Origin of the sequence: Streptomyces sp. NPDC001843, from assembly GCF_042891955.1 — a bacterium.
Lineage (GTDB): Bacteria > Actinomycetota > Actinomycetes > Streptomycetales > Streptomycetaceae > Streptomyces.
This window is the reverse complement of sequence record NZ_JBIATQ010000010.1, coordinates 1-26,344: the sequence shown is the minus strand read 5'-3', so window position 1 is coordinate 26,344 and position 26,344 is coordinate 1. Positions and strand designations below refer to the sequence as shown.

General features: G+C 70.7%; 23 protein-coding genes, 3 pseudogenes and 1 riboswitch. Of the genes and pseudogenes, 11 read left to right on the top strand and 15 right to left on the bottom strand.

Annotated elements, in window-relative coordinates; translation table 11 throughout:
- Window positions 1-50 precede the first annotated feature (50 nt).
- The 5 genes and pseudogenes from ACFYZQ_RS24520 to ACFYZQ_RS24500 all read left to right on the top strand — a co-directional run bounded on the left by ACFYZQ_RS24520 (window position 51) and on the right by ACFYZQ_RS24500 (window position 6,103).
- Complete coding sequence (locus tag ACFYZQ_RS24520) at window positions 51-317, top strand: DUF3311 domain-containing protein (protein WP_389151456.1); 267 nt, start codon at window positions 51-53, stop codon at window positions 315-317.
- Window positions 314-1,942, top strand: a complete 1,629-nt coding sequence (gene mctP / locus ACFYZQ_RS24515; protein ID WP_389151453.1) for a monocarboxylate uptake permease MctP — start codon at window positions 314-316, stop codon at window positions 1,940-1,942. The genes ACFYZQ_RS24520 and mctP overlap by 4 nt, the downstream gene beginning before the upstream one ends.
- 75 nt (window positions 1,943-2,017) lie before the next feature.
- Window positions 2,018-2,337: pseudogene (locus ACFYZQ_RS24510) on the top strand (GNAT family N-acetyltransferase); the annotation flags it as partial.
- A gap of 77 nt (window positions 2,338-2,414) precedes the next feature.
- Window positions 2,415-2,504: riboswitch (cobalamin riboswitch) on the top strand.
- 141 nt (window positions 2,505-2,645) lie between these two features.
- Window positions 2,646-5,039, top strand: a complete 2,394-nt coding sequence (locus tag ACFYZQ_RS24505; RefSeq protein ID WP_389151450.1) for a ribonucleoside-diphosphate reductase subunit alpha — start codon at window positions 2,646-2,648, stop codon at window positions 5,037-5,039.
- 56 nt (window positions 5,040-5,095) lie between these two features.
- On the top strand, window positions 5,096-6,103 hold the full coding sequence (locus tag ACFYZQ_RS24500; protein ID WP_389151447.1) for a ribonucleotide-diphosphate reductase subunit beta: 1,008 nt from the start codon (window positions 5,096-5,098) through the stop codon (window positions 6,101-6,103).
- Between the two features lie 56 nt (window positions 6,104-6,159).
- Here ACFYZQ_RS24500 and ACFYZQ_RS24495 read toward each other — a convergent pair whose 3' ends face one another.
- From ACFYZQ_RS24495 to ACFYZQ_RS24445, 11 genes are all read right to left on the bottom strand, one after another.
- Window positions 6,160-7,530 (bottom strand): cytochrome P450, encoded by a 1,371-nt coding sequence (locus ACFYZQ_RS24495; protein ID WP_389151444.1) that lies wholly within the window; start codon window positions 7,528-7,530, stop codon window positions 6,160-6,162.
- The gene (gene cyc1 / locus ACFYZQ_RS24490; RefSeq protein ID WP_389151441.1) at window positions 7,527-8,612 is read right to left on the bottom strand and encodes an epi-isozizaene synthase; all 1,086 of its coding nucleotides are present in this window, start codon (window positions 8,610-8,612) and stop codon (window positions 7,527-7,529) included. The genes ACFYZQ_RS24495 and cyc1 overlap by 4 nt, the downstream gene beginning before the upstream one ends.
- 244 nt (window positions 8,613-8,856) lie before the next feature.
- Window positions 8,857-9,507 (bottom strand): peptide deformylase, encoded by a 651-nt coding sequence (gene def / locus ACFYZQ_RS24485; protein WP_389151438.1) that lies wholly within the window; start codon window positions 9,505-9,507, stop codon window positions 8,857-8,859.
- A gap of 90 nt (window positions 9,508-9,597) precedes the next feature.
- Window positions 9,598-10,602 (bottom strand): tetratricopeptide repeat protein, encoded by a 1,005-nt coding sequence (locus tag ACFYZQ_RS24480; protein ID WP_389151435.1) that lies wholly within the window; start codon window positions 10,600-10,602, stop codon window positions 9,598-9,600.
- Window positions 10,603-10,702: 100 nt separating this feature from the next.
- On the bottom strand, window positions 10,703-11,953 hold the full coding sequence (locus ACFYZQ_RS24475; protein ID WP_389151432.1) for an HD-GYP domain-containing protein: 1,251 nt from the start codon (window positions 11,951-11,953) through the stop codon (window positions 10,703-10,705).
- Complete coding sequence (locus ACFYZQ_RS24470) at window positions 11,950-13,266, bottom strand: HD-GYP domain-containing protein (RefSeq protein ID WP_389151429.1); 1,317 nt, start codon at window positions 13,264-13,266, stop codon at window positions 11,950-11,952. Before ACFYZQ_RS24470 ends, ACFYZQ_RS24475 begins: the two co-directional genes overlap by 4 nt.
- 144 nt (window positions 13,267-13,410) lie before the next feature.
- The gene (rsrA, locus tag ACFYZQ_RS24465) at window positions 13,411-13,722 is read right to left on the bottom strand and encodes a mycothiol system anti-sigma-R factor (protein ID WP_389151426.1); all 312 of its coding nucleotides are present in this window, start codon (window positions 13,720-13,722) and stop codon (window positions 13,411-13,413) included.
- On the bottom strand, window positions 13,719-14,402 hold the full coding sequence (gene sigR, locus ACFYZQ_RS24460) for an RNA polymerase sigma factor SigR (protein ID WP_388804723.1): 684 nt from the start codon (window positions 14,400-14,402) through the stop codon (window positions 13,719-13,721). Before sigR ends, rsrA begins: the two co-directional genes overlap by 4 nt.
- A 256-nt stretch (window positions 14,403-14,658) precedes the next feature.
- On the bottom strand, window positions 14,659-15,348 hold the full coding sequence (locus tag ACFYZQ_RS24455) for an alpha/beta family hydrolase (RefSeq protein WP_389151423.1): 690 nt from the start codon (window positions 15,346-15,348) through the stop codon (window positions 14,659-14,661).
- Window position 15,349: 1 nt separating this feature from the next.
- Window positions 15,350-16,165 carry an SOS response-associated peptidase gene (locus ACFYZQ_RS24450; RefSeq protein ID WP_389151420.1) on the bottom strand — a complete coding sequence of 272 codons (816 nt, stop codon included), beginning with the start codon at window positions 16,163-16,165 and terminating at the stop codon, window positions 15,350-15,352.
- A gap of 175 nt (window positions 16,166-16,340) precedes the next feature.
- A complete protein-coding gene (locus tag ACFYZQ_RS24445) occupies window positions 16,341-18,353 on the bottom strand; it encodes a glycosyl hydrolase (protein ID WP_389151417.1) in 2,013 nt (670 codons plus the stop codon).
- A gap of 605 nt (window positions 18,354-18,958) precedes the next feature.
- Between ACFYZQ_RS24445 and ACFYZQ_RS24440 the strand changes: the two genes are divergently transcribed.
- The 5 genes from ACFYZQ_RS24440 to ACFYZQ_RS24420 all read left to right on the top strand — a co-directional run bounded on the left by ACFYZQ_RS24440 (window position 18,959) and on the right by ACFYZQ_RS24420 (window position 23,067).
- Window positions 18,959-19,681: a M50 family metallopeptidase gene (locus ACFYZQ_RS24440; RefSeq protein ID WP_389151414.1), complete on the top strand. Its 723-nt coding sequence runs from the start codon at window positions 18,959-18,961 to the stop codon at window positions 19,679-19,681.
- 64 nt (window positions 19,682-19,745) lie between these two features.
- Complete coding sequence (gene aroA / locus ACFYZQ_RS24435) at window positions 19,746-21,095, top strand: 3-phosphoshikimate 1-carboxyvinyltransferase (RefSeq protein WP_389151411.1); 1,350 nt, start codon at window positions 19,746-19,748, stop codon at window positions 21,093-21,095.
- A 13-nt stretch (window positions 21,096-21,108) separates the two neighbouring features.
- A complete protein-coding gene (rsgA, locus tag ACFYZQ_RS24430; protein WP_389151408.1) occupies window positions 21,109-22,119 on the top strand; it encodes a ribosome small subunit-dependent GTPase A in 1,011 nt (336 codons plus the stop codon).
- Window positions 22,120-22,194: 75 nt separating this feature from the next.
- Complete coding sequence (locus tag ACFYZQ_RS24425; protein WP_388804751.1) at window positions 22,195-22,518, top strand: DMT family transporter; 324 nt, start codon at window positions 22,195-22,197, stop codon at window positions 22,516-22,518.
- Between the two features lie 183 nt (window positions 22,519-22,701).
- A complete protein-coding gene (locus ACFYZQ_RS24420; RefSeq protein WP_389151405.1) occupies window positions 22,702-23,067 on the top strand; it encodes a DUF1330 domain-containing protein in 366 nt (121 codons plus the stop codon).
- 79 nt (window positions 23,068-23,146) lie between these two features.
- Here ACFYZQ_RS24420 and ACFYZQ_RS24415 read toward each other — a convergent pair whose 3' ends face one another.
- Window positions 23,147-23,752 (bottom strand): TetR/AcrR family transcriptional regulator, encoded by a 606-nt coding sequence (locus tag ACFYZQ_RS24415; RefSeq protein WP_389152225.1) that lies wholly within the window; start codon window positions 23,750-23,752, stop codon window positions 23,147-23,149.
- 206 nt (window positions 23,753-23,958) lie between these two features.
- On the opposite strand from ACFYZQ_RS24415, the gene hisN reads away from it, so the two are divergent.
- The gene (gene hisN, locus ACFYZQ_RS24410; RefSeq protein WP_389151402.1) at window positions 23,959-24,759 is read left to right on the top strand and encodes a histidinol-phosphatase; all 801 of its coding nucleotides are present in this window, start codon (window positions 23,959-23,961) and stop codon (window positions 24,757-24,759) included.
- A gap of 37 nt (window positions 24,760-24,796) precedes the next feature.
- Here hisN and ACFYZQ_RS24405 read toward each other — a convergent pair.
- The 3 genes and pseudogenes from ACFYZQ_RS24405 to ACFYZQ_RS24395 form a co-directional block, all read right to left on the bottom strand.
- Window positions 24,797-25,041 (bottom strand): annotated as a pseudogene (locus ACFYZQ_RS24405) (tyrosine-type recombinase/integrase); the annotation flags it as partial.
- Between the two features lie 7 nt (window positions 25,042-25,048).
- The gene (locus ACFYZQ_RS24400) at window positions 25,049-25,285 is read right to left on the bottom strand and encodes a helix-turn-helix domain-containing protein (RefSeq protein ID WP_389151399.1); all 237 of its coding nucleotides are present in this window, start codon (window positions 25,283-25,285) and stop codon (window positions 25,049-25,051) included.
- Window positions 25,286-25,714: 429 nt separating this feature from the next.
- Window positions 25,715-26,344 (bottom strand): annotated as a pseudogene (locus ACFYZQ_RS24395) (ATP-binding protein); the annotation flags it as partial.

Here is a 26,344-nt window from a genome sequence, read left to right as displayed (position 1 = left end):
ATTGCCTGCGCATTACCCAGGTGATCAGTGAGGGGACGGAGCCGACAGAGATGTCCAACGCACCGGATACGACAAGACCGGCGGTGGTGACGCCCCTGCGCGCCGTCATCGCCGTCTGCCTGATCGCGCCCTTCGTGGCGTTGCTGTGGGTCGGCTCCTATACCAAGGCGGACCCCGCGTTCATCGGCATCCCGTTCTTCTACTGGTACCAGATGCTCTGGGTGCTGATCTCCACCGTGCTGACCATGACCGCTCACCAGTTGTGGCGGCGTGACCAGCGCGCCCGCCAGGATGCGAAGGGGGGTACGGCGGAATGAAGGACGGCGTGAACGGCGTCGCGCTCGGCGTGTTCATCTTCTTCTTCCTGGCCGTGACGGTCATGGGCTTCCTGGCCGCGCGCTGGCGCAGGGCCGACGACGAGCACAGTCTCGACGAATGGGGCCTGGGCGGCCGGTCGTTCGGCACCTGGATCACCTGGTTCCTGCTCGGTGGTGACCTGTACACGGCGTACACCTTCGTCGCGGTGCCGGCGGCGATCTACGCGGCGGGCGCGGCGGGTTTCTTCGCGGTGCCGTACACCATCCTCGTCTACCCGTTGATCTTCACGTTCCTGCCCCGCCTGTGGTCGGTCTCGCACAAGCACGGCTATGTGACCACCTCGGACTTCGTGCGCGGCCGCTTCGGCTCGAAGGGGCTGTCGCTGGCGGTGGCGCTGACCGGCATCCTGGCGACGATGCCGTACATCGCGCTGCAGCTGGTCGGCATCCAGGCCGTGCTGGACGTGATGGGGGTCGGCGGCGGGGAGAACACCAACTGGTTCGTGAAGGACCTGCCGCTGCTGATCGCCTTCGGTGTGCTGGCCGCGTACACGTACTCCTCGGGACTGAGGGCGCCCGCGCTGATCGCGTTCGTCAAGGACGCGCTGATCTACATCGTCATCGCCGTCGCGATCATCTACATCCCGATCAAGCTGGGCGGGTTCGACGACGTCTTCGCCAAGGCGGGCGACGCGTTCAGCCAGGTCAACCCGGCGACCGGGAAGCCGCGCGGCGCGCTCGTGCCCGCGGAGGCGGGCCAGTGGACGTACGCCACGCTGGCGCTGGGCTCCGCGCTGGCGCTGTTCATGTACCCGCACTCGATCACCGCGACGCTGTCCTCGCGCAGCCGTGAGGTCATCCGCCGCAACACCACGATCCTGCCGCTGTACTCGCTGATGCTGGGCCTGCTGGCACTGCTGGGCTTCATGGCGATCGCCGCCGGGGTGAAGGTCACCAACGGCCAGCTGGCCATTCCGCAGCTCTTCGAGGACATGTTCCCGGACTGGTTCGCCGGTGTGGCCTTCGCGGCGATCGGCATCGGTGCGCTGGTGCCGGCGGCGATCATGTCGATCGCGGCCGCCAACCTCTTCACCCGCAACATCTACAAGGACTTCATCAAGCCGGACGCCACGCCGAAGCAGGAGGCGCAGGTCTCCAAGTTCGTGTCGCTGCTGGTGAAGGTCGGCGCGCTGGTCTTCGTCCTCACCATGGACAAGACCGTCGCGATCAACTTCCAGCTGCTCGGCGGCATCTGGATACTGCAGACCTTCCCCGCCCTGGTCGGCGGCCTGTTCACCCGCTGGTTCCACCGCTGGGCGCTGCTCGCGGGCTGGGCGGTCGGCATGGTGTACGGCACGCTCGCCGCGTACGGCATCTCCTCGCCGACGCAGGCGCACTTCGGCGGCAACGCCAAGGAGATCCCGGGCATCGGGGAGATCGGTTACATCGGCCTGACGGCGTTCGTCCTCAACGTCGTCGTGACCGTGGTCCTGACCTTCGTACTGAAGGCGGTGAAGGCCCCCGAGGGCGTCGACGAGACCAAGCCGCAGGACTACACGGCGGACGCGGGCGACCCGGGCGTCCAGGTGGAACTGCCCCCGGCCACGGCCGGCAGCGCGCACTGAGCCGTACGCGACGGACGGGCCGCCGAGGAAACCCGGCGGCCCGTTGCCGTACCCGTCGGGCACACTGCGCGCGAGCTGCTCGGAGGCGTCACCTTCTTCCCGACGGCGGACCCGGGGCCGACATAGCCGGCCCCGGAGAGGCCGAGATCCGCGCGCCGGCCGTCGACCACGGCGCCCGCGGCCGAGGCGTCGGTGAAACCCTCGTCAGAGCCCGCGTCGACCGTGCCCGTGCCACGGAGGGCTGCGCCTCCATCGTCCTGTCGAGCCAGCGCTCCATGCACACCGCCCACCGGCTCTACGAACGCCTGGGCTTCGTCCGCACACCGGAGCGGGACTGGAACCCCGTGCCGCATCTGGACGACGTCACTCTCCTCACCTACCAACTGACGCTCTGAAACCAGCCCGACACAACATCTGGGGGTGACACCGCGACCCGGCACTAGATGTATGCTCATGCTCGCTGTCGCCGCAGGGGAATCCGGTGCGAATCCGGAACTGTCCCGCAACGGTGTACTCGCACCCGTATGCCCGCATACGGGTGACGAGAGTCAGTCCGAGGACCTGCCGACAGCGTGCCCGGCCGTCCGGCCGGGTGCCCTGACGTCCGGGCCTCGTGGAGTGGGCCGGTGGACGCGACGCCGCGTGCGCTCGTGCTGCCCCCTGCCCTCCGCCAGGCCCCCTGCCGAGCGAGGGAGTGCCCCACGTGACCATCGCGCCAGCCGACCCGGCTTCAGCCACCCCGGCGACCGAGGCCGACCCGGTGGAGTCGGACGGTCCCGGTGCCGCGTTGCTGCGGACCCTGACCGAGCTGACCGCTGACCTGCCCGACGCCGACCCCGGCCGGGTGGCCGCCGCCGCGCTGCGCGGCCGGTCGGCGCGGGCCGACGAGGCGGAGTTGCGCGAGCTGGCCACGGAGGCGGCCGCCGGCCTGATCTCCGAGGACCCGGCCTACTCGAGGCTGGCCGCCCGGCTGCTCACCCTCACCATCCGCGCCGAAGCGGCCTCGCAGGGCGTCACGTCCTTCACCGGGTCCGTCGCCGTGGGCCACCGCGAGGGCCTCATCGCCGACCGCACCGCCGAGTTCGTACGCCTGCACGCCGAGCGGCTGGACGCGCTGGTCGACACCGGCGCCGACGACCGCTTCGGTTACTTCGGTCTGCGCACCCTGCACAGCCGGTACCTGCTGCGGCACCCCCACACCCGGAAGGTCGTCGAGACGCCCCAGCACTTCATGCTGCGCGTCGCCGCCGGTCTCGCCGAGGACGACACCTCCCGCTCCGTCGACGAAGTCGCCGCGCTCTACGGTCTGATGAGCCGCCTCGACTACCTGCCCTCCTCCCCCACCCTCTTCAACTCCGGCACCCGGCACCCCCAGATGTCGTCCTGCTACCTCCTGGACTCCCCCAAGGACGAGCTGGACTCCATCTACGACCGCTACCACCAGGTCGCCCGGCTGTCCAAGCACGCCGGCGGCATCGGGCTGTCGTACTCCCGCATCCGCTCCCGCGGTTCGCTGATCCGGGGCACCAACGGGCACTCCAACGGCATCGTGCCGTTCCTGAAGACCCTGGACGCCTCGGTCGCCGCGGTGAACCAGGGCGGTCGGCGCAAGGGCGCCGCGGCGGTCTACCTGGAGACCTGGCACTCCGACATCGAGGAGTTCCTGGAGCTGCGCGACAACACCGGCGAGGACGCCCGCCGCACGCACAACCTCAACCTCGCGCACTGGGTCCCGGACGAGTTCATGCGCCGGGTCAACGCCGACGAGCAGTGGTCGCTGTTCTCCCCGGTGGACGTGCCGGAGCTGGTGGACCTGTGGGGCGAGGAGTTCGACGCCGCCTACCGCAAGGCCGAGGCGGAGGGCCTGGCCAGGAAGACCGTCGCGGCCCGCGACCTGTACGGCCGAATGATGCGCACCCTCGCACAGACCGGCAACGGCTGGATGACCTTCAAGGACGCCGCCAACCGCACTGCCAACCAGACGGCCGAGCCGGGCCACGTCGTGCACTCCTCCAACCTCTGCACGGAGATCCTGGAGGTCACCGACGACGGGGAGACCGCGGTCTGCAACCTGGGCTCGGTGAACCTCGGCGCCTTCGTCGACACGGCGATCGGCGACATCGCCTGGGAGCGCCTGGACGAGACGGTCCGCACCGCCGTCACCTTCCTGGACCGCGTCGTCGACATCAACTTCTACCCGACCGAGCAGGCGGGCCGCTCCAACGCCAAGTGGCGCCCGGTCGGCCTCGGCGTGATGGGCCTGCAGGACGTGTTCTTCAAGCTGCGGCTGCCCTTCGACTCCCCCGAGGCGAGGCAACTGTCCACCCGTGTCGCCGAGCGCATCATGCTCGCCGCCTACGAGGCCTCCGCCGACCTCGCCGAGCGGGGCGGGCCGCTGCCGGCCTGGGAGAAGACCCGTACGGCCCGCGGTGTGCTGCACCCGGACCACTACGGCGTCGAGTTCGCCTGGCCGGAGCGCTGGGCCGCGCTGCGCGAGCGGATCGCGACGACCGGCATGCGCAACTCGCTGCTGCTGGCCATCGCCCCCACCGCCACCATCGCCTCGATCGCCGGAGCGTACGAGTGCATCGAGCCGCAGGTCTCCAACCTGTTCAAGCGCGAGACGCTGTCCGGTGAGTTCCTGCAGGTCAACTCGTACCTGGTGAAGGATCTCAAGGAGCTCGGCGTGTGGGACGCCCGGACCCGTGAGGCGCTGCGCGACTCGAACGGCTCGGTGCAGGACTTCGCCTGGATCCCGGCCGACGTACGGGCGCTGTACCGCACGGCCTGGGAGATCCCGCAGCGCGGCCTGATCGACATGGCCGCCGCGCGCACCCCGTTCCTGGACCAGGCCCAGTCGCTGAACCTGTTCCTGGAGACGCCGACCATTGGCAAGCTCTCCTCGATGTACGCGTACGCCTGGAAGCAGGGTCTGAAGACGACGTACTACCTGCGTTCCCGCCCGGCGACCCGGATCGCCCGCGCCGCCCAGGGCCAGGCGCAGTCCCAGAAGCCGATCCCCGTCCAGCAGGCCGCCGACCCCGACGCGGTCGCCTGCTCCCTTGAGAACCCCGAGTCCTGCGAGGCCTGCCAGTAATGCCCGCCCGTCACCCGACCACCACCCCTGGAGGGCGGCGCTCCGCGCCGACTGCTATGACACCCCAGAACCTGCTCGACCCGGGCTTCGAACTGACCCTGCGTCCCATGCGCTACCCGGACTTCTACGAGCGCTACCGCGACGCCATCAAGAACACCTGGACCGTCGAGGAGGTCGACCTCCACTCGGACGTCGCCGACCTCGCGAAGCTGACTCCGGCGGAGCAGCACCTGATCGGCCGGCTGGTCGCGTTCTTCGCCACCGGCGACTCGATCGTCGCGAACAACCTCGTGCTGACCCTCTACAAGCACATCAACTCCCCCGAGGCGCGGCTCTACCTGAGCCGGCAGCTGTTCGAGGAGGCCGTGCACGTCCAGTTCTATCTGACCCTGCTGGACACCTACCTGCCCGATCCGGAGGACCGCGCCGCCGCCTTCGCGGCCGTGGAGAACATCCCCTCCATCCGCGAGAAGGCCGGGTTCTGCTTCAAGTGGATCAACGAGGTCGAGAAGCTGGAGCGTCTGGAGTCCAGGGCGGACCGCCGTCGCTTCCTGCTGAACCTCATCTGCTTCGCCGCGTGCATCGAGGGCCTGTTCTTCTACGGCGCCTTCGCGTACGTCTACTGGTTCCGCAGCCGGGGTCTGCTGCACGGTCTGGCGACCGGCACCAACTGGGTGTTCCGCGACGAGACGATGCACATGTCGTTCGCGTTCGACGTCGTGGACACCGTGCGCAAGGAGGAGCCGGACCTCTTCGACGACGAGCTCCAGCAGCAGGTCACCGACATGCTGCGGGAGGCCGTCGAGGCCGAGCTGCAGTTCGCACGCGACCTGTGCGGTGACGGCCTCCCGGGCATGAACACCGACTCGATGCGGCAGTACCTGGAGTGCGTCGCCGACCAGCGTCTGACGCGCCTCGGCTTCGCCCCGGTGTACGGCTCGGAGAACCCCTTCTCCTTCATGGAGCTCCAGGGTGTCCAGGAGCTGACCAACTTCTTCGAGCGGCGTCCGTCGGCGTACCAGGTGGCGGTGGAGGGCACCGTCGACCTGGACGAGGACTTCTGAGCCGCCCGGGCGGCCGGTAGTCCGTGAGACGCCGCCGGTGGCGGCGTCTCACCCGGTCACCAGGGCACGGGTCGCACCAGCAGCCGGTTCGGGCGGAGCGTGATGCCCACCCGCGTGGCGTCGTTCGACCCACTCACCTGCTCGAAGCGGTACTTCGCCGACACGGCGGCCGTGATCAGGGTCAGCTGGGCCATGGAGAAGTGGTCGCTGGGGCACTTGCGGTTGCCGACGCCGAACGGGCTCATCGCGTACTTCGGCACGTCCTTGGCGCGGTCCGGCAGCCAGCGGTCGGGGTCGAACTCGAGGTGGTCCGGGTACGAACGCGCGTCGCGCTGGATCGCGTACGGGCTGTAGACGATGTCCGCCCCGGCCGGAATCGAAAAGCCGCCGAGCTCGGTCTCGGTCACCGCGCGCCGTGTCAATATCCATACGGCGGGGCGCAAACGCATCGTTTCGACGACGAGATTGTTCGTGTGGGTCAGCCCGCGCACGTCCTCGAATCCAACCGGTCGACCGCCGGTCACGGATTCGACCTCGGCGCGGACCCTGGCGGCTTGTTCCGGGTGTGTGGCGAGGATCTGGAGGAGCCACATGATCGTGGAGGCGACTGTTTCGCTGCCGGGGGTGAGTATCGCGACCACCTGGTCGTGGATCTCCTGTTCTCCGATGGGGTCGCCGTTTTCGTCCTTCGCCTCCAGCAATGCCGTCAGCAAATCGTCCGGCTTTCGACCGGATGCCCGGCGTTCGGCGATGATCTCGTCGACCAGCAGATGCAAATCGGCCAGCGCCCGGTTGAATTCCCGGTTGGCCGGCAGCGGCAGCCGGTAGAGCGGGCCGAGCGGGACGACCATCCGGCGGTACATGCCGCGGAAGACGGTGGCGAGGGCGGTGCACAGCCGCTCGGCCCGCTCGTCCATGTACTCGCCGTGCAGCAGGCAGCGGGCCGCGACGCGCACGGCGACACGGAATGCCTCCGAGGTGCAGTCGAGGGTCTCACCGGGCCGCCAGCGCTCGGTGAGCGCGTGTGCCTCCTCCTCCATGACCGGCCCGTACGCGGGGATGGCGTCGAGCCGGAAGGCGGGCTGGACGGTGCGCCGCTGACGGCGGTGCAGGGAGCCGTTGGCGGTGGCCACGCCCTCGTGGCCGAGCAGCCCTTCCAGGGACTCCCACAGCGGCCCGGCGATGATGTAGTCGGTGCTGAGCGCCAGCGCGCCGGTGAGTTCGGGTGTGGTGACGGCGTACACCGTCTTGGGGCCCAGTTTCAGGCGCACGACGTCGCCGTGGTCGCGTAGTCGGGCCATGAAGGCCAGCGGATCTCGGACCAGCTTCCAGCCGTGGCCGAGCATCGGGACGGCGCCCCCGGCGAGGGGCGGTTCGCTCGGTTCGGACGCCTCGGGGTCCGCGGGGCGTACGGATTCGACGGTCATTTCTCACCTGCCGTTTCGTTGTCGACGTACGGGGGGGTGGACCGGTCGTCCCAGCTGTCGACCCTGTACCGCCCGGACTCGTGGTGGAACCAGTAGACGGAGGCGAACCAGTTCCGCATATTGCCGAGGCAGGCGCGTACGGTGCCGCCGAGTTCCTTTCCGCGCAGGGTGCCGTCGTCGAGGTCGTCGGCGAACCGTAAGCCGATCCGCTCCGCCGCCAGGAATTCGGTGACACATTCCTCGACGCGCCGCCTGATTTCCCTTACTGCTTCTTCCAGGGTCATTCCCTGATGGGTGATCAGGCTGATTCCGAGGTTGTGGACCTCGTCGCCCGCGATTTCCTTCGGCAGCGAGCAGAGGTCGTTGTACCACGCGGCGAATTCCTGACTCAGCAGGGCCGGGCGACGGTATGCCGGGTGTTTCCTGACGGCGTCCGGGAGTTCGCGTCCCGCGCTGGGTTCCAGCAGGTCCGTCCATATCCAGTGGGCGAACGTCAGGCGCCGCAGGGCGAGGTACTCCTCGACCCGGGGGATGCGGGCCTCGGTGCGGTTGCGGAACTCCCGGTCGTACGCCTCGATCACCGCGTGGAAGTGCCGGGCGAACCGTCCGTTCCAGGTGCTCGGCAGGAACGAGTACAGCCGCAGCACACTGTCCGCGAACCCTGCCACCACGGGGTCCCGGTGGCGCAGGTGGTGCCCGGGAAGGTCGAGGGCCGTGTGCAGCTGGGACCTGAGCCGCCGCCAGGCGCCCGCGCGGCCGTGGACGATGTCACGGTCGTGGCGGTCGTCCCAGACGAAGAACCATGCGCTGTAGTCGGCTATGGCCTGGAGCACCTCGTCGGGAGCACCGAGGTAGTACCCCGCCATGAGGTCGGTGTAGCAAAGTCCATCGGCATATTCCGTCACCTTGTCGGCCGGCATGAGCCGTTTTTCCAGCAGCCACAGGCGGGTCTTCTCCTGAAGCTTTGGCCAATACGGGTGCAGATGCCGGGTAAACGCGTCCTCGATCACCGGAAGGGCGAGCGAGGGTGGAACCGCGAGCGCCGTCGGTGTCGATGTGGTGCTGTGTGGGAAAGCATGCACGAACAAGCCCCTCTCAGCCGCCAGGAACGCACGCCCCTCCGGCGATACCGGGCGTGCGCCGTTGCGTATCCCCGCACTTCCATTCAGCACCACAACTGACCGGTCTGGGAACGGATTTACTCCACTCACCACCCAAAGATGCCGGAAATCTTGCGACGAACAAACGAACGACGCCCGGTCGGGAAGATCCCGACCGGGCGTCGTCGCTGCTCTCGTACGGTTCCCGTACGTCCGGACCGCGGTCTCAGTCGTTGGCGACCACGGGATAGCGTGGCTCGTTCTCCGCCATCTGCCGCAGGGCGTCCTTCCGTTCCCGCTTGGACAGACGATCGATGTAGAGGTAGCCGTACAGGTGATCGGTCTCGTGCTGCAAACAGCGTGCGAAGTAGCCGGTGCCGCGCACCTTGATCGGGTTGCCCTTCTCGTCCTGCCCGGTCACCTCGGCGTAGTCGGGCCGCGCCAGCGGCGCGTAGGCCGTGGGGACGGACAGGCAGCCCTCGTTGCTGTCGTCCAGGCGGCGCCGGTCGGCCGGCAGGTCCACCAGCTTCGGGTTGCACACCACGCCGACGTGCCGCACGCCCTCGTCGTCCTGGCAGTCGTAGACGAAGACCTTCCGATCGACGCCGATCTGGTTGGCGGCCAGGCCCACGCCCTCGGCGGTGCGCTGGCTGGCGAACATGTCCGCGACCAGCTGCTCGAGCTCCTCGCCGAACTCGGTGACGTCCTTGCACTCCTTGTGCAGCACCGGGTTGCCGACGACCGTGATCGGCCGCGAGGTGCCGCGCTCACGCCAGGCGGTCTCGCGCTCCTCGCAGTCCTCCGTGTCGACGACGAAGCCCTCCTCGTCGACGGGGAGCACGCCCGCGTGCTGCTGATCGGTGTCCTGCTGCGCCATGACCGACGTACGCCTTCCTTGCAAAAACCGGGGTCGAACCCACCGGGGTCGAAACAGAGGTGTGGTGCTGATACAGGGTATGCCGAACGCTCAGCAGACCTCTTCCAGATCCCGCCAGTCCCGGGAGTCCGGGCTGTCCGCCACCCAGCCGTCCAGCAGCCCCCTCACCAGCGAGGCGGGCGCGGCGACGCCACACTCACGTTCCGGCACCCACAGCTGCCCGTCCGTACGGTGGCCCAGCGGACCGGGGTGCCCCGGCTCGCTGTGGTCGTGCGGATCGAGGTGGATGCCGTCGCCCTCGTCGGAGGGCATCCGGGACTCCGAGCACATCCGGCACAGCAGCCGCACGGACGAGGACCAGTCCTCCGCCGCGAAGCCGGCGTCGGCGGCGAGCTGCTCCAGGGCGTCCCGGTCGGCCTCGGTGGCGGCCTCCAGCAGGACCACCCAGGTGGGCACGGGCGAGGGCGCCCACAACTCGATCTCGTCGAAGACGGGGTAGGCGTGCCCGGCGACCGTGGTCCGCTCACCGTGCGGCACCCCGTCGTGGAGCACGACCTCGCCCCAGCGCCGTCCGGACGAGGGAAGCGGAATGGACAGCACCTCGATCCGCGCCGGATCGAGCCTGCGCCCCCACACGACCTCGGCCTCGCCCTCCGGCGACAGCCTTACGGCCGCACTGCCCAGGTCCATCCCGAGCGGCTCCCCGGCACCGGCCCCTGACCCGGACTTCGGCCGTGAGGTGCCACCGGGCACCTTGAGGCCGTAGGCCTGCCAGGCCCGCCGGGCCAACGGCCAGTCCTGCAGGGCGGTGGCGGCGATGCCCACGTTCCACCAGTCGGGCGCCCCGGTCTCCTTCTCGAGCAGCGCCACCGCCCTGAGGCCGGCCGCCCGGGCCTGCTCCCAGTCGTGCCGGAACTTGTGCAGCAGGGCGAGGTTGAACCAGGACTCCGACAGCCAGGGCTCCAGATCGGCGGCGCGCGTCAGCAGCTCGCCCGCGTCCTCGTACCGGCCGTCCCCGATCAGCGTGAACGCCCGGTCGGTGGCCTGCCGCCAGGAGGCGGAGGGCCGGTGCCGTCCCTTGCCGAAGATCCTCACGATTCCCGCCTGCCAGTTCCAGTTCCGCGCAGTGGGCTGGCCGCTGCCCCCGGACACCCTCTCCCTCGCATCCAACCACGTACGCAGGGACGGGCGCTCATTACCCATGGGTTACCCAGCCCGCGGCAGGGTCAGACGCGCCGCCTCCTCGATTGCGGAGCACGCGCGCGAGCGACTCGACGACCTCGGGCGCGTACTCCCCGGCCGTGCCGAGCCGCAGCTCCTCCAGCGCCTGCAGCTGGCCGCCGGGCCCGGCGTCGCGCGCCTTCTCCTCGTAGGCGTTGACGGCCCGGACGATCCGCGCGGCGAGCGGCTGCTCCGGACAGGGGTCGGCCTGCCGTTCCACGACCACGGCGACCGCCGCGTCCACCCCGGTCTGCCGTACGACGGCCCCGCCGAGCAGGGCGATGCGCCGCTGCTCCTCGGCGGGCAGCTCGGCGGTGGCCCCGGCCGGCACCGGGTCGACGAGGCTGAGTTGGCCGATGTCGTGCATGAGCGCCGCGTACTCCAGCACGGTCAGCTCGGGCCGGGTCAGCCCCAGGTCGCGGCCGACGGCCCGGCTGAGCGCGGCGACCCGGTGGGCGTGCCCGGCCGGTGTGTAGCCGGCTATCTCGGTGGCCCGGGCGAGCGAGGCGATGGTCTGCCGGTAGGTGGCGCGCACGGCCGCGTACCGCCGCAGCGACTGCTGGGTGAGCAGCAGGGGCAGGCAGAAGACGGGCAGCGCCCACAGGCCCGCGACGGCGACCCCGAGGGCGATCACCGCCCCGGTCGCGCACACGGCGGACCCGATGCCGACGAGTCCCCGCAGCTCGTCCCTGAGGAGCGGGCCGAACGGCCACCGGCTGCGGGAGTGCGCCAGCGCGGCGGCCAGCACGGCGTCGCACAGCGCGGTGAGCGAGAGCAGCGCGATCAGCAGCAGTGCGTAGGCCGGCCCGCCCCAGCTCTCGAACACGCCCCGGCGGTAAAGGGGTTGGAAGCAGACGGCGGCGAAGCCGACGGTGAGGACGCGGCGGGCCAGGTGGTCGAGGGTCGGGGTCCGCCCGCACCAGACGTGCGGCACGCTGCCCAGCAGGGAGGCGGCGAGGACGACGGCGACGACCTGGGGCGCGTCGTGCCGGGTGGCGTGTCCGGCGTCCTCCCCGAGCAGGGCGTACGCCAGCGCACCGGCGGCGCCGAGGGGGGCGGCCTCCCGCACCTGGGCGCCGGTCCAGCGGCTGAGTTCGCCGACCGTGACGAGGACGCCGAAGGCGAGGGCGCCGCCGCGTTCGTCGAGGCCCGTCCAGAGGGTGTCGGCGAGGGAGACGGCGGCGACGAGGGCGGCCGAGGCGTGGATGAGGCGCAACGCGGTCATCGCCGCGCTCCGGTCCGGCCGTCGACGGGGCCTGGCGGTGCCGTGGCGCACTCCGGTTCGTCGGCGGTGACGGCGGGGTGCCAGCCGTGCCGTCCCAGGGCCCGGACCAGCGCGGTGACCATCCGGGGGTCGAACTGCGTGCCCGCACACCGCTGAAGCTCCTGCACGGCGGCGGGGACCGGACGGGCCCTGCTGTAGGACCGGGTGGAGGTCATCGCGTCGAAGGCGTCCGCGACGGCGACGACCCGGGCGCACTCCGGGATCTGGCCGCCCACCAGCCCGTAGGGGTATCCGCTGCCGTCCATGCGCTCGTGGTGGTGCAGGATCGCCGCGCGCGCCTCGCCGAGGAAGGAGATGCCGCGCACCATCTCGTGGCCGTACTCCGGGTGCAGCTCGATGATCCGCCGCTCCTCCGGGGTGAGCGGTCCGTCCTTGCGGAGCAGGCGCGTGGGCACGCCGAGTTTGCCGACGTCGTGCAGGATCCCGGCGAAGCGCAGCACCTCGACGCGCTCGTCGGCCATGCCCAGCTCGCGGGCGATCAGCACGGAGGCCTGTCCGACGCGCTCGCTGTGCCCGCGCGTGTAGCCGTCCTTGATGTCGACGGCCTGCACCAGCGCGCGGATGGTGGCCTGGTGCGCGGCGCGTTCGCGGTGGTACTGGGCGAACACCCACCAGGAGACGTACATCGGCAGCAGCACGAGCAGCGCGGCGACCGGCCCGTACGGGCTGCGCCACAGCACGGCCATCATCAGCCCGGCCAGCCCGTGCACCCCGAGCGGTGCCAGGGACCGTGCCAGCAGCCCCCGCCAGGCCCGACGCGCCGGCAAGCGCTCGGCCACGGCGAGCATCCCGCCGTCGAGCGCCGCCAGCACCAGGCAGAACACCGGGACGGCGGCCACGGCGGGCAGCAGGGCGTACGGGAAGTCCGAGGCCGCCACCGCGTCGCCGCCGCCCAGCGCCCAGTGCACCCAGGCCGCACCCCACACGCCGAGCGTCAGTCGCGCGGCCCGCCAGATCCGCCGCACGGTCCCCGGCCGCTGCTCCACTCGGGCCAGCAGCGCGCCCGGCAGCGGTACTAGCGCGGCGGCGGGCGGGGGCAGCAGGAACGCCCCGGCGAGCAGGACGGGGTAGACGGGGTGGAACGCGCCCGCGAAACGGCGCCGGACGGCCTGCTCGCAGGCGGCGTACACCATGGCGAGCAGCGCGAGGGCAGCCCAGGGGGTGGGGAGTGAGGGCAGCGGCCGCAGACAGAGCAGCGCGAGCAGGGTGACACAGGCCACGTAGCCGCGTGTCCGTGCGGGAACCGCCTCCATGACCCCTCGACCCCTCCCCCGACGCCCTTCCAGGCTTCTGGAGCCTAGGGCGGTTGTCGGGGGGTACGAGGGTTCATGACCCGGGGATTAGCACGTTCGGGTGACGACCGAGGGGTACCCAGGGTGCCGAGGGTCAGGAGCGGTTCAGGATTCCTGTCCGGTGGCCGGTGCGGCCGTCACGTCGTGCTCGGGCACCGCCTGCCCGGAGCGGATCAGCTCGATCCGGCCCATGACCTTGGCGCGCAGGTCGGTCGGCACGTCGTCGTGCCCGCAGCAGCGCTTGACCAGCTTCTTCACGGCCTGTTCGAGCCCGTACTTCTCCAGGCAGGGCGAGCACTCCTTGAAGTGCTGCTGGAACTTGTCGCGATCGACGTCCGGCATCTCACTGTCGAGGAACTCATACAGGTGTTCGAGTACCTCACTGCAGTCAGTCTCGTGCGGCTCTCCGCAGCTCATGAGCCCGAGCCTTTCGCTTCGTTCGACTCCCCGGCGCCGGCCGGAACCAGCCCACGATCGCGGGCGTAGTCCTCGAGCATGCCGCGCAGTTGGCGGCGACCCCGGTGCAGCCGGGACATCACCGTACCGATGGGTGTCCCCATGATGTCCGCGATCTCCTTGTACGCAAAGCCCTCTACGTCCGCGAGGTAGACGGCGATGCGGAATTCCTCGGGGATCGCCTGCAGCGCTTCCTTCACGTCCGAGTCCGGCAGGTGGTCGAGCGCCTGCGACTCGGCGGAGCGCAGACCGGTCGACATGTGCGACTCGGCACGGGCGAGCTGCCAGTCCTCGATCTCCTCCGCGGCGCTGCGCTGGGGCTCGCGCTGCTTCTTGCGGTAGGAGTTGATGAAGGTGTTGGTGAGGATCCGGTACAGCCAGGCCTTGAGGTTGGTGCCCTCGCGGAACTGGTGGAAGGACGCGTACGCCTTGGCGTACGTCTCCTGCACCAGGTCCTCGGCGTCGGCCGGGTTGCGCGTCATGCGCAGGGCCGCCGAGTACATCTGGTCGAGGAATTCGAGCGCGTCCCGTTCGAAGCGCGCGCTGCGCTCCGCGGTCGACTCCGCGCCGTCGCCCCGGCCCTCGGGCAGTTCCGCCTGGCCGTTGTCGGTCCCTGCGTCCGTCCCAGTGACCGGACCCACCTCCTCAAGATCGTGCGTGGGGCCGAAAGCGGACCCACTCGATTCGGAGGATAGACGACGACCGGTGCCTGCCGCCGCTCGAATAGGAGCGGCCTTTGCCGCGTGCAGCACTGTCCACTCCAGGTCGGCGCGGCTGCTGCGGCTCGGGCAGTAGGTCGAACCCATGCGGCGGACTTCCTCTCCTACGACATCCGTGCTGGTACTTCAGCACTTCTGTCGGCCACAACAGCGAGGGAAGGTCCGGCATTCCCGGCGGTCAGCCGAGTGACGAGCTCCACTCGGCCACCGCGTCGGTGATGATCTCGAGTGCGCGCTCCTGACCGATCTCGGCCCTCCCCCACGCTCGGCTTCGCTCGCGCGGGGGGACCCCCATGGGCACGGCGAAGCCGTGATCGCCGTACGGCACCTCGACGATGTCCGTCCCGTCGGGGAACTCCTCCGGCTTCCCGAACGGATCGTTGCCGCCCTGCACGACGAGCGTGGGCACCCCGGCGCCCAGCAGCTCCTCGGCCCGGGACTTCTCGGGCCGGCCCGGCGGGTGCAGCGGGAAGCTCAGCGCGAGGACGGCGTGCGCGCCGAGTTCGCCCGCCGTACGGCACGCGACGCGCGCCCCGGCGCTCCGCCCGCCGGAGACCACCGGCAGCCCCGGCTTGGCGAGCGCGGGCCACACCCCGCGCCACCCCACGTCCAGCGTCTTCGGCGCGGGCGCCACCTTCCTGCCCGCCACCCGCCAGGGCTGCTCGACGAGCGCGACGGTCACTCCGTGGCCGGGCAGGACCCGGGCGAGCGCCTGGAGGTCACGGGCCTCGATGCCGCCTCCGGCACCGTGGCTGACGGCCAGCACGAGCCTGGCCCGCTTCGCCGGATGCCAGGTGATGCGGGCGTCTCCCGCCTCCGTACCGATGATCTCGCCGGTGCCGCCGGCCACCTTCGTCTCGTCCGTCACATCAGAAGAGTGTGCCCTCCTCAGGCCCCTCGAGCTCCTTGAGCAGCTCCGCGCCGTTGTTGCGCACGTTGCTGACGGCGGTCGAGACGGGGTAGGCGCGCATCAGGCCCGCGGGGGGCGGCGCCAGCAGCCCACGCAGCGCGTCGACATCCGTGCGGGACGGATCCAGCCAGGCGTCCCAGCGGTCCGGCGTGAGCATCAGCGGCATCCGGGGGTGGATGTCGGCCAGTGACCGCGGCCCCTCGGCCGGAGCCACGGCCAGCGGCGTCGTCTCCGCCTCCGTGGTGATCACCGAGCACGTCGCCCACCAGGCCCGCGGATGGTCGTCGGGCAGGGTGCCGTCCCGCCAGAACTCGTACAGCCCGGCCATGGCGAAGACCGACCCGTCGGCGGGCAGCACGAAGTACGGCTGTTTGCGCGGGCGCTTCTTCTTCCCCTCGACTTCCAGGTCCCGCTCCTGCGCGGCGGTGACCCACTCGTAGTAGCCGTCGGCGGGCACGATGCAGCGCCGGGCGGCGAAGGCGCGGCGGTAGGAGGGCTTCTCGTGCACGGTCTCCGCGCGCGCGTTGATCATCCGCGCGCCGCCCTCGGGCGACTTGGCCCAGGAGGGGACCAGGCCCCACTTCAGCCTGCGCAGCTGGCGGACCGGGCGCCGGTCGTCCGCGTCCTTCAGAGGACGGTCCAGGACCACGTGGACCTCCTTGGTCGGGGCCACGTTGTAGTCCGGTTCCAGGACCTCCTCGGACTCCCACTTCTCGATCTCAAAGATTCCCGCGAGATCCTCGGGCCTACGACTCGCCGCATACCGTCCGCACATCTGAAACGCCCCCTCCTACCTGCGACGACGCTGGTGCTCTCTCGTGCCCCAGCCACCGGGACACGTCCAAGAGTGGCAGACCGTCCCCGGGCGGTGGCCGTCCGGATCGCCGCTGCTGTTCGACGAGCCGGTGCAGGTGGGAGGGACGACTCACACTTGACCGTGCGGAACAGCCTCATTCGGCCCTGATGTCGTCCACGTACACGACGCCCTTGGTCGCGGCGCCGCTGCCATGGACGAGGTAGAGACTGAACGACGTCACCTTGGCGAGATGAGCCGCGTCGAGCACGGCCCCAGTGTGCGCGGTGTCCCAGGGAGCGGGGGCGAAATCGCTGAAGGGCGCCCTGACCTCCTGCCCGTTCATGTCGGACAGCGGGACCTGGTACCAGTAGTCGATTCCGCCGGCGGTGATCTGGAGCGCTCCGCCGTTCGCGGAACCGTCGCCCTGCAACCACAGCGCCAGGGACGTGAAGGCGGACCAGTCCGCGTCGACCGGCTTGCCCGCACCGGTGTACTCGGCGCCGGTGAAGTCGTACGCGTAGGCCAGTCCGTAGGAGCCCGAGGACCTGTGGTCGGCCGACAGGGTGAGGGTGTGGGAATTGACGTGGGTGTACGCCTCGCTCAGGGCGGTGTCGTCTCCGGCGTACCCCTCGAAGTCGTCGACCCATCCGGCGGGCAGGGGCGCGGCCTCGCCGAGGAGGACCAGGGCCGAGTCGGTGAGCGTCCTGCCGTCGATCCGCGCGCTCACGGTGAGGGTCACCGAGCGGTCGGCCGGCGAGGCCGGGTCGATCGACCAGTCGCCCGAGTAGAAGCCGTCGGCGTCGAGGCACAGCGGTCTGGCGCGTCCGCCGTTCACGGAGTAGGTGACCCGGCTCGCCCTCGCGGGCGTGACACGCACCCGGACGGTGGCCTTCGAGGTGGTCACACGCTGCCGGTCCGCCGGGGTCACGAGGTGCATGAAGGGGGCGTTGCCGACAGCCGTGGTGCGAGCGGAATACACCCCCCGGAGATCGGCGGCGAACAGGGTGTAGGGATCCTGGTGGAACTTGACGAAGTCCGGCAGCAGTGGGTGGCCCGGGTACGGCACATAAGCGCGCTTGGTGCCTCCGAAGTTGGCCCAGGTGAGCATGTACGTCATCCGGCGGGCCAGCGGGTCCCCCTCGAGTGCCCGCGACAGCTGGGTGAACCACTGCGGGTTGCGGACATCGGTGCCGCTCTCCCCGAACTCGGTGAAGGCCGGAACCTTGCCTCGCTCGTTCGCCAGCCGGACCACCATCGCCAGATCCTTCACCAGACCGTCCAGCCAGGCGGTCGGTCCGGCGTTCTCGTCGTAGGAGTCGTAGCCGAGGATGTCGACGAAGCGGTCACCCGGGTAGGTCTTCAGGTAGCCGGTCGGGTCGCCCGCGAAGACCGAGTTGGGCGAGTAGGCGTAGAGCAGGTTGTGGACGCCCCTGGTGTCGCGCAGGTACTCGACGGTGTAGCGGTAGAGCTCGATGTACTCGGCCGCCCCGGTGTGGCCGGCGCCCCACCAGAACCAGGCTCCGTTGTTCTCGTGGAAGGGGCGGAAGATGACCGGGATCGCCGTGCCGTCCGGTCGCCGCGCTCCCTTCACCGCCTTGGCGATGCGATCGAGGAAGGCGTTGAAGTCCGCGTGCTTCGCGCCCCCGGGAAGGACCTGGCCGACCACCCGGCCCGTTGTGTCGTAGAAGTCCCCGCCGGTGACGAAGTTCGGCATGTGGGCGCTGAGGGTGTTGATCCCACCGCGTGCGTCCCCTTGCCGGATGCACCGGCTGAGCGCTGCGATGTTCCCTGCTTCGGTTCCGTCCTGGACGCCGGGGCGTTCGTCGCCGTCGAGGATGAGGGTGTCCCAGCCGAAGACGGCGGGGTAGTCGCCCACCGCCGCCCTGGTGTCGGACGCCCTGCCGTCGGGAGTGGCGAAGGTGAAGCCGTAGGTGAGGTCGTGCTGGTGACCGAACAGGATGCCTCTTCCCTGCTGCCGCTGCAGGTAGGCGAACAGCGCGCGGGTGGCGGGGGTCGCCCTGTCGTCGACGATCCGAACCGGCGTCGGCCCGCCGGCGGATGTCGTGGGGGAGGTCGCCGCGGCGGCCGCCGGTATGCGGGCGCCCACTGCCATGGCGACCGTGGCACCGAGGACGAACGTGCGACGCTTCATGTGGGGGTTGGGCATGTGGGTCTCCTCGGACGTGGCGATCTCTCGCCGGGGGAAGTGACTCGCCGGTATCGAGTGCGCCGCGGGGAGCGGGTGTCCTGGGCCGGAGCCCCGTCCCGTGCCGGGCCGGGGGGGCGATCAACGTTGGCCGGCCTGCGCCTCCGCGGAGGCCGAGAACGTGGCCGGCACCGCGGCAGGGGCGGCACCGGTCACAGCTGCCGCCTTGAGCGTCCAGGATCCGTTGGTCACTTGTGGGGGGTCCTTCCGTGACGCGGTGTGCTGCAGCCAGAGGTGTCCTGGTCAGGGACATTCGCGACGCACGACACGCGTGTGCTTCAAGTGGCCCTATTCGACTGGAGGTTCAGGAAAAAGGAAAGAGTCCTGCACCGTCCGGACCAAGTGGGACGTGTCGTTCTCGCGGACGCCGGTGGGACGATCGGATTCGATCTCCGTCACCTGCGCCCTCCGCTGTCAGGAACGATCGCTGTCAGGTCGGCGTCTCAGGCACCGTCCGCACATACGTGCCACACTGCCAGGCCCACCCGTCACCCGACCACCACCCCCCATCGACGGCGCTGCGCGCCGACCCCTGTCAACTCCGGGAGAGGGAGCGACCACCGAACATGCAGAGCACCGCCGCCACCGCGCTGCCCGACGTCTGGGACCGTCTCGTGGGCACCCAGCCCGACCCTGATCTGTGGGTGGTGCTCGCCACCCTGGCCGCGGCGCTCGCGGTGGTGGTCCCGCACACCCTGTGGCGCGTCTTCCGCAACGCGATCACGATCGCCCACGAGGGTGGTCACGGACTCGTCGCCCTGCTCACCGGGCGGCAGCTCACCGGCATACGCCTGCACTCCGACACCAGCGGGCTCACCCTCAGCCGGGGCAAGCCGCACGGCATCGGCATGATCCTCACCGCCGCCGCGGGCTACACCGCTCCCCCGCTGCTGGGCCTGGGCGGCGCGGCCCTGCTGGCCGCCGGGCACATCACGCTGCTGCTGTGGGTGGCGACCGCCCTGCTGGTGGCGATGCTGGTGATGATCCGCAACGCGTACGGGGCACTCACCGTGATCGTCACCGGGGGCGCCTTCCTGCTGGTGTCCTGGCTGGCCGGGCCCCAGGTGCAGGCGGCGTTCGCGTACGCGGTGGTGTGGTTCCTGCTGTTCGGCGGGGTCCGCCCGGCCTTCGAACTGCAGGCCAAACGGTCCCGGGGCGGCGCGGGCGACTCGGACGCCGACCAGTTGTCGCGACTGACGCACGTACCGGCGGGCCTGTGGCTGTTCCTGTTCCACGTGGTGTCGCTGAGTGCGCTGATCGGTGGGGGACGGTGGCTGCTCGAGGTGTGACCGTCGCGGGCGCCCGGGCCGCCTGGCCGAAACCGGCGGCGCCGACCGCCACTAAAGTGGGGCCATGGCCGCTAACCCCGTACACACCGACCTCTGGCCCGCCCCGCACGCGAGCGGAGCCGTCGACGCGACGGTCCACGTGCCCGGGTCCAAGTCGGTCACCAACCGCGCCCTCGTGCTCGCCGCCCTCGCCTCCGAGCCCGGCTGGCTGCGCCGCCCGCTGCGCTCCCGCGACACACTGCTGATGGCGGGCGCCCTGCGCGCGATGGGCGTGGAGATCGAAGAGACCGTGTCGTCCAGTTCGGCTCCCGGGGGCGGCCCGGACGGCACGGGCGAGGCCTGGCGTGTGCTCCCGACGGGCCTGCACGGACCGGCCACGGTCGACGTCGGCAACGCCGGCACCGTCATGCGCTTCCTGCCGCCGGTCGCCGCACTGGCCGACGGCCCCATCCGGTTCGACGGCGACCCGAGGTCGTACGAGCGTCCCCTGCACGGTGTGATCGACGCGCTGCGGGTGCTCGGCGCCCGGATCGACGACGACGGCCGGGGGGCGCTGCCGCTGACCGTGCACGGCGGCGGCGCGCTGGACGGCGGCCCGGTCTCGATCGACGCCTCGTCCTCGTCGCAGTTCGTCTCGGCGCTGCTGCTGTCCGGGCCCCGGTTCAACCAGGGCGTCGAGGTCCGGCACACCGGCGCGACGCTGCCCTCCATGCCGCACATCCGGATGACGGTCGACATGCTGCGCGCGGTCGGCGCCCAGGTGGACACCCCGGAGTCGGGCGGTGAGCCGAACGTCTGGCGGGTCACGCCGGGCGCGCTGCTGGGCCGCGACCTGACGATCGAGCCGGACCTGTCCAACGCCCAGCCGTTCCTGGCGGCGGCGCTGGTCACCGGCGGCAAGGTGCTGATCCCGGACTGGCCGGCCAGGACGACCCAACCGGGTGACCGGCTGCGCGAGATCTTCACCGAGATGGGCGGTTCCTGCGAGCTGACCGAGTACGGCCTGGTCCTCACCGGCTCGGGCTCGGTCCACGGCATCGACGTCGACCTGGGCGACGTCGGCGAGCTGACCCCGGGCATCGCCGCGGTCGCCGCCCTCGCGGACTCCCCCTCGACGCTGCGCGGTGTGGCCCACCTGCGCCTGCACGAGACGGACCGGCTGGCCGCGCTCACCAAGGAGATCAACGAGCTGGGCGGTGACGTCACGGAGACCGCCGACGGCCTGCACATCCGCCCGCGTCCGCTGCACGGCGGGGTCTTCCACACCTACGAGGACCACCGCATGGCGACGGCCGGTGCGATCATCGGCCTGGTGGTCGACGGTGTGCGGATCGAGAACGTGGCGACCACGGCGAAGACGCTGCCCGACTTCCCCGAACTGTGGACCGGGATGCTCGGCAGCGGCAGGGCGTAGGGGACTCACCGTTATGCGCCGCTACGGCAAGCACACCGACGAGGACGACATCCGCTCCCGCCCCAACCGCAAGGGCAACCGACCCCGGACGCACATCCGGCCCAAGCACGAGGACGCGGCCGAGGGCATGGTCCTCACCGTCGACCGGGGCCGGCTGACCTGCCTGGTCGACGGCCGTGCGGTGATGGCGATGAAGGCCCGGGAACTGGGCCGCAAGGCCGCCGTGGTGGGCGACCGGGTGGCACTGGTCGGTGACCTGTCCGGGAAGAAGGACACCCTGGCGCGGATCGTGCGCATCGAGGAGCGCTCGTCGGTGCTGCGCCGCACCGCGGACGACGACGACCCGTACGAACGGGTGGTGGTCGCCAACGCCGACCAGCTGGCGATCGTCACGGCCCTGGCCGACCCCGAGCCGCGTCCCCGCCTGATCGACCGCTGCCTGGTCGCCGCCTTCGACGGCGGTCTGGAGCCCCTGCTGGTGATGACCAAGTCGGACCTGGCCCCGCCCGACAAGCTGCTGGAGCTGTACGGCGCCCTGGACATCCCGTACGTCGTCACCAGCCGAGAGGAACTGGCGGACGGCGGCGCGGCCGCCCGGGTGCGGGAGCAGCTGGACGGCCGGATCACGGCCTTCGTGGGGCACTCCGGTGTCGGAAAGACGACGCTGGTCAACGCACTCGTCCCGGAGGACCGCCGCCGTACGACGGGACATGTGAACGCGGTGACGGGTCGCGGCCGCCACACCACGACCTCGGCCCTCGCCCTGCCCCTGGCGGTGTCGGGCGGCTGGGTGATCGACACCCCGGGGGTGCGCTCCTTCGGCCTTGCGCACATCGACCCGACCCGGGTCATCCACGCCTTCCCGGACCTGGAGCCCGGCACGGAGGGCTGCCCGCGCGCGTGCAGTCACGACGAGCCGGACTGCGCGCTGGACGCCTGGGTGGCCGAGGGACACGCCGACCCGGCGCGGCTGTACTCCCTGCGCCGACTGCTGTCCACGCGTGAGCGGACGGAAGGGGACTGACGCCGCGTTGTTTGGGGGAACCTAAGTCCGGTAAGTGCATAATCGCACCGAGCCGGACCTACGGGAGGACAGCGCATGGCGTGGCTGCTGGTCATCGTGGCCGGAATGCTCGAGACCGGTTTCGCCGTATGCCTCAAGCTCTCCCACGGCTTCACCCGGCTGTGGCCCACGATCGCCTTCTGCTGCTTCGCCCTCGGCAGCTTCGGCCTGCTCACCCTCTCCCTGAGGAAACTGGACGTGGGCCCCGCCTACGCCGTGTGGACCGGCATCGGCGCGGCGGGGACCGCGATCTACGGCATGGTCTTCCTCGGCGACCTGGTCTCGACCCTGAAGATCGTCTCCATCAGCCTGGTCATCCTGGGCGTGATAGGGCTGCAGCTGTCCGGCTCGGCGCACTAGGGCCTATTCCGGCGGACCATGTCGCAGACGCGGGGCTTGGCACGCCCGTCTGCGGCGTTGTCGTCGGTCGCCGACGCTCCGCGCGCCCTTACCCGGGAGGTAATCGCCTGCCACGGGGGGTCGTGGCTACGTTCGGTGCCGCGTCCCGCGGGGGGCGTGAACGAGTGAGCGAAGGAGCGTGCCGTGACCGCCTATGGCTTCGCGCATCTGCGCGATCGTCGTCATCACCCCGACGTCCTCGCGTACTTGGAACGCATCCAGGACACCCTCGACCCGTTCCACGGGCGTTTCGTCATCCATGGCCCGCCCGCCGAGGTGGTGGAGGGCGACTGGCAGGGAAGCATGGTGCTGATCGAGTTCCCCGGCCTGCCCGAGGCGCGCGCCTGGTACGGCTCCCCGGCCTACCGGGAGATCCTCCGCCTGCGCACCGACCACGTCGTGGGCGACCTGCTGCTGATCGAGGGCGTCGGCCCGGACTACGACCCCAGGCAGCGGGCCGCGAAGCTCAGGGCGGAGGCGCAGGCGGCCACTGGGGCCGACGCGACCTGAGCCGTCGTGAGCCACGGCCTGCACAGCGGCGCTGAGGTCGGCGGGCCCGCGCCCCGCGCACGCGATCCCTGACGACCCGTCACGTCGGCTGCCGGTGCAGTACGGCCCGCACCAGCTCCGCAGCGCCGCCCTCCCCCGGCGGGGCCGCGACGCAGGACAGGGCGAGGCGTACCGCGAGCTCGCAGGACCGGGTCAGTTCGGCGGTGTCCGCCGGGACCGCACCGGGGCCGGCCAGCGCCGCGACCGCCCGGTCCCGCACGAGTTGCACGAAGTCGCCGGGCGAGGGCAGCGGCCCGTCCGCCCGGCGCTGTGCCGGTACCGCGGAGGAGGAGGGCACGGCCGACAGCGCCGGCGCGGGCAGGCGCTCGCTCCAGCAGCCGGTCAGCATGGCCCGCACCAGCGCGTTCTCCCGGGCGGCCGACATCATCCACTCGGCAGTGGCGGTGAGCCGGTCCCCCGGGGCGGCGTACGCGGCGAGAGTCCGCTCCACCCCGGCCAGGTACCCGTCGGCCTCTCTGCGCACCAGCGCCCTGGCCAGCCCTTCCTTGCTCCCGAACTCGTTGTACAGCGTCTGCCGGGACACCCCGGCCGCCGCGGCCACGTCCACCATGCGTACGGCGGACCACGGCCGACGCGCGAGCGCCGTGTACGCGGCGTCCAGCAGGGATTCCCGCGCTGCAGGCATCATCGCCTCCCTCGGCGAGCGGCACTGCGCCCAGATTTGACGCGTACACAGGCACTGTCAAGGGTTCACGAGGGCACCGGGGGGCGCCTTCGGCCGACCGCGCGCGTGCCTGCGGTGCCGCCCTCCGGCTGCGGGAACGCACGCCTCCCTCGGTGCACACCCTCCCCCGGTAGCCCCGTGCCGACCCACCCGGATACCGTGCCTACATGCCCGACTACCTCGACGACCTCCGCCTCGCCCACGTCCTCGCGGACGCGGCCGACGCCGCGACGACGGCTCGCTTCAAGGCCCTCGACCTCAAGGTGGAGACGAAGCCGGACATGACCCCGGTGAGCGAGGCGGACCAGGCCGCCGAGGAGCTCATCCGCGGCCAGCTCCAGCGCGCCCGCCCGCGGGACGCCATCCTCGGCGAGGAGTACGGCATGGAGGGCACCGGGCCCCGCCGCTGGGTGATCGACCCGATCGACGGCACCAAGAACTACGTCCGCGGTGTCCCCGTCTGGGCCACCCTCATCTCCCTGATGGAGGCCGGGGAGGGCGGCTACCAGCCCGTCGTCGGCCTGGTCTCCGCACCCGCCCTGGGCCGCCGCTGGTGGGCGGTGAAGGACCATGGCGCCTTCACCGGCCGCAACCTGACCTCCGCGACCCGCCTGCACGTCTCTCGCGTCTCGAAGATCTCCGACGCCTCCTTCGCGTACTCCTCGCTCAGCGGCTGGGAGGAGCGGGGACATCTGAACGGCTTCCTCGACCTCACCCGCGAGGTGTGGCGCACGCGCGCGTACGGCGACTTCTGGCCCTACATGATGGTCGCCGAGGGCTCCGTCGACATCTGCGCCGAGCCCGAGCTGTCCCTGTGGGACATGGCCGCCAACGCGATCATCGTCACCGAGGCCGGCGGCACCTTCACCGGCCTCGACGGCCGCCCGGGCCCGCACAGCGGCAACGCCGCCGCGTCGAACGGCCTGCTGCACGACGAGTTGCTGGGGTATCTCAACCAGCGCTACTGACGCCGGTTGCGGCTTGACCTGCGCGTTTACCCCTCCCTCAGTCCCCCGGGGCCGTCGTGGGGCCGTCATCGGCGTCCGGGCCGTCCTCGAACGCCCGGTTCACCGCCTCTCGCGTGCGCTTCTCGCTGCTCGGCATCAGGTGGGTGTACGTCCGGAGCGTGAAGCCGGGTCGTGGTGTCCCAGGTACTCGGACAGGGCCTTGATGTTCTCCCCGGCGTCCAGCAGAACGGACGCGCAGAAGTGCCTGAGCGCGTGCATGCCGTTCTCCCGGCCTCGAGGCGGTGTGGGGTTAGGCGGCGGCGTCCGTGTTCTTGCGGCTGGTGACATAGGCGCGCACGTCGGCGGGGTCGTAGCGGACGTACTTGCCGATGCGGAAGCCGGGCGGGCCGATGCGCTTCTTGCGCCACTGGTAGACGGTTTCCTTCGGAACCTTGAAGATCACCGCGAGGTCGTCGGTGTCGAGGTACCGGTCCGGCAGGCCGCCTCGGAGAGTGGCGCGGGGGTCGGAATCGGTCGGCTTCGCCAAAGGGACTCCAAGAGGGAGGGCATGGCTGCGTCTGTCCGAGGTGCGGATTTCTGCGTCACCTGCGTCATCTGCGTCACTCGCCGCTCTACCCTGCGGTTTTGCGGTGACGCAGCACGGTGGGGGTGCGTCACCGGTGAGACGGGCTCCCGTCATCGGGTGACGCAGGTGACGCAGGATTCGGCTGTCTGCGTCACCGGTCTTCCGGCAGGTCACCGGCCGTTTTCGGGGTGCGGGTGACGCAGGTGACGCAGCGTCTCTCTACTTCGGACAAAGAGGGGGTGGTGTCTGTTGTGGTGCGCGGCTCAGAGAGCGAAGAAGGAGCCGCTTCGCGGCGCGTCCATCGCAGGGCGGCGTCGCCGCCGACCAGCAAGAGGAGCACGCGGGGACGGGTGCTCCTCTTGCTTGTGCGAGTGGTCGCGGGCCGCGCGGTCAGAAGGCCGCTTCCTGCTCGGGCGAGGGCGGCGCGGCGGACGGTCGCGCGATCTCGATGTAGCGGGATGTGTTGGTGCGTCCCCAGTCGATGAGTACGCCCCGGGCGGCGAGGGTGGGTTGAAGGCGCTTGAGGCGGTCTGAGAGCACCTTGCCGGTGGTCGGCCATCCTTTGGGCAGGGGACGGAAGTCTTCGCCCGTGTAGAGGCTCGTGAGGCAGTGCAGCCATTCGGCTGACGTCATCCGCTGCTCGGTGCCCGGGTCGATGTCGGCGGCGTGCTTGAGCACGGTCTGTGCCAGCAGGTCGCCCTCGATGGCGTCGTCGTTGAGGTCGTCCAGGCTGGCCCGGTAGGCGGCGAGCGCTCCCAGGCCGGTGGCCGCGTCGAGCTGCGCGCACAGGTGCGCGAAGTCGGCCATGCGCAGGTCGGTCGGGATGTCCGCCTCAGCCGCGCGCACCTGCACGGTCAGGTCCAGGAGTGAGCCGAGGATGACGGGCAGCACCTCTGCGAAGTCGGACCACAGCTCCGCCTCGGTGCGCCGGACCCGGGGGCGTTCCAGGCGGAGTGGCAGGAGCCGTTCGGCGAGGTCGGGCCGGATCACGCCGACGTCGATGCCGGTCAGGAGCAGGGG

Coding starts and splice junctions, on each gene's coding strand:
- ACFYZQ_RS24440 (WP_389151414.1), top strand. CDS start 18,959: ATGCAGAGCACCGCCGCCACCGCGCTGCCCGACGTCTGGGACCGTCTC.
- rsrA (WP_389151426.1), bottom strand. CDS start 13,722: ATGAGCTGCGGAGAGCCGCACGAGACTGACTGCAGTGAGGTACTCGAA.
- def (WP_389151438.1), bottom strand. CDS start 9,507: ATGGCGCAGCAGGACACCGATCAGCAGCACGCGGGCGTGCTCCCCGTC.
- ACFYZQ_RS24445 (WP_389151417.1), bottom strand. CDS start 18,353: ATGCCCAACCCCCACATGAAGCGTCGCACGTTCGTCCTCGGTGCCACG.
- ACFYZQ_RS24425 (WP_388804751.1), top strand. CDS start 22,195: ATGGCGTGGCTGCTGGTCATCGTGGCCGGAATGCTCGAGACCGGTTTC.
- ACFYZQ_RS24415 (WP_389152225.1), bottom strand. CDS start 23,752: ATGCCTGCAGCGCGGGAATCCCTGCTGGACGCCGCGTACACGGCGCTC.
- hisN (WP_389151402.1), top strand. CDS start 23,959: ATGCCCGACTACCTCGACGACCTCCGCCTCGCCCACGTCCTCGCGGAC.
- ACFYZQ_RS24450 (WP_389151420.1), bottom strand. CDS start 16,165: ATGTGCGGACGGTATGCGGCGAGTCGTAGGCCCGAGGATCTCGCGGGA.
- ACFYZQ_RS24475 (WP_389151432.1), bottom strand. CDS start 11,953: ATGACCGCGTTGCGCCTCATCCACGCCTCGGCCGCCCTCGTCGCCGCC.
- ACFYZQ_RS24495 (WP_389151444.1), bottom strand. CDS start 7,530: ATGACCGTCGAATCCGTACGCCCCGCGGACCCCGAGGCGTCCGAACCG.
- aroA (WP_389151411.1), top strand. CDS start 19,746: ATGGCCGCTAACCCCGTACACACCGACCTCTGGCCCGCCCCGCACGCG.
- ACFYZQ_RS24470 (WP_389151429.1), bottom strand. CDS start 13,266: ATGGAGGCGGTTCCCGCACGGACACGCGGCTACGTGGCCTGTGTCACC.
- ACFYZQ_RS24520 (WP_389151456.1), top strand. CDS start 51: ATGTCCAACGCACCGGATACGACAAGACCGGCGGTGGTGACGCCCCTG.
- rsgA (WP_389151408.1), top strand. CDS start 21,109: ATGCGCCGCTACGGCAAGCACACCGACGAGGACGACATCCGCTCCCGC.
- ACFYZQ_RS24500 (WP_389151447.1), top strand. CDS start 5,096: ATGACACCCCAGAACCTGCTCGACCCGGGCTTCGAACTGACCCTGCGT.
- mctP (WP_389151453.1), top strand. CDS start 314: ATGAAGGACGGCGTGAACGGCGTCGCGCTCGGCGTGTTCATCTTCTTC.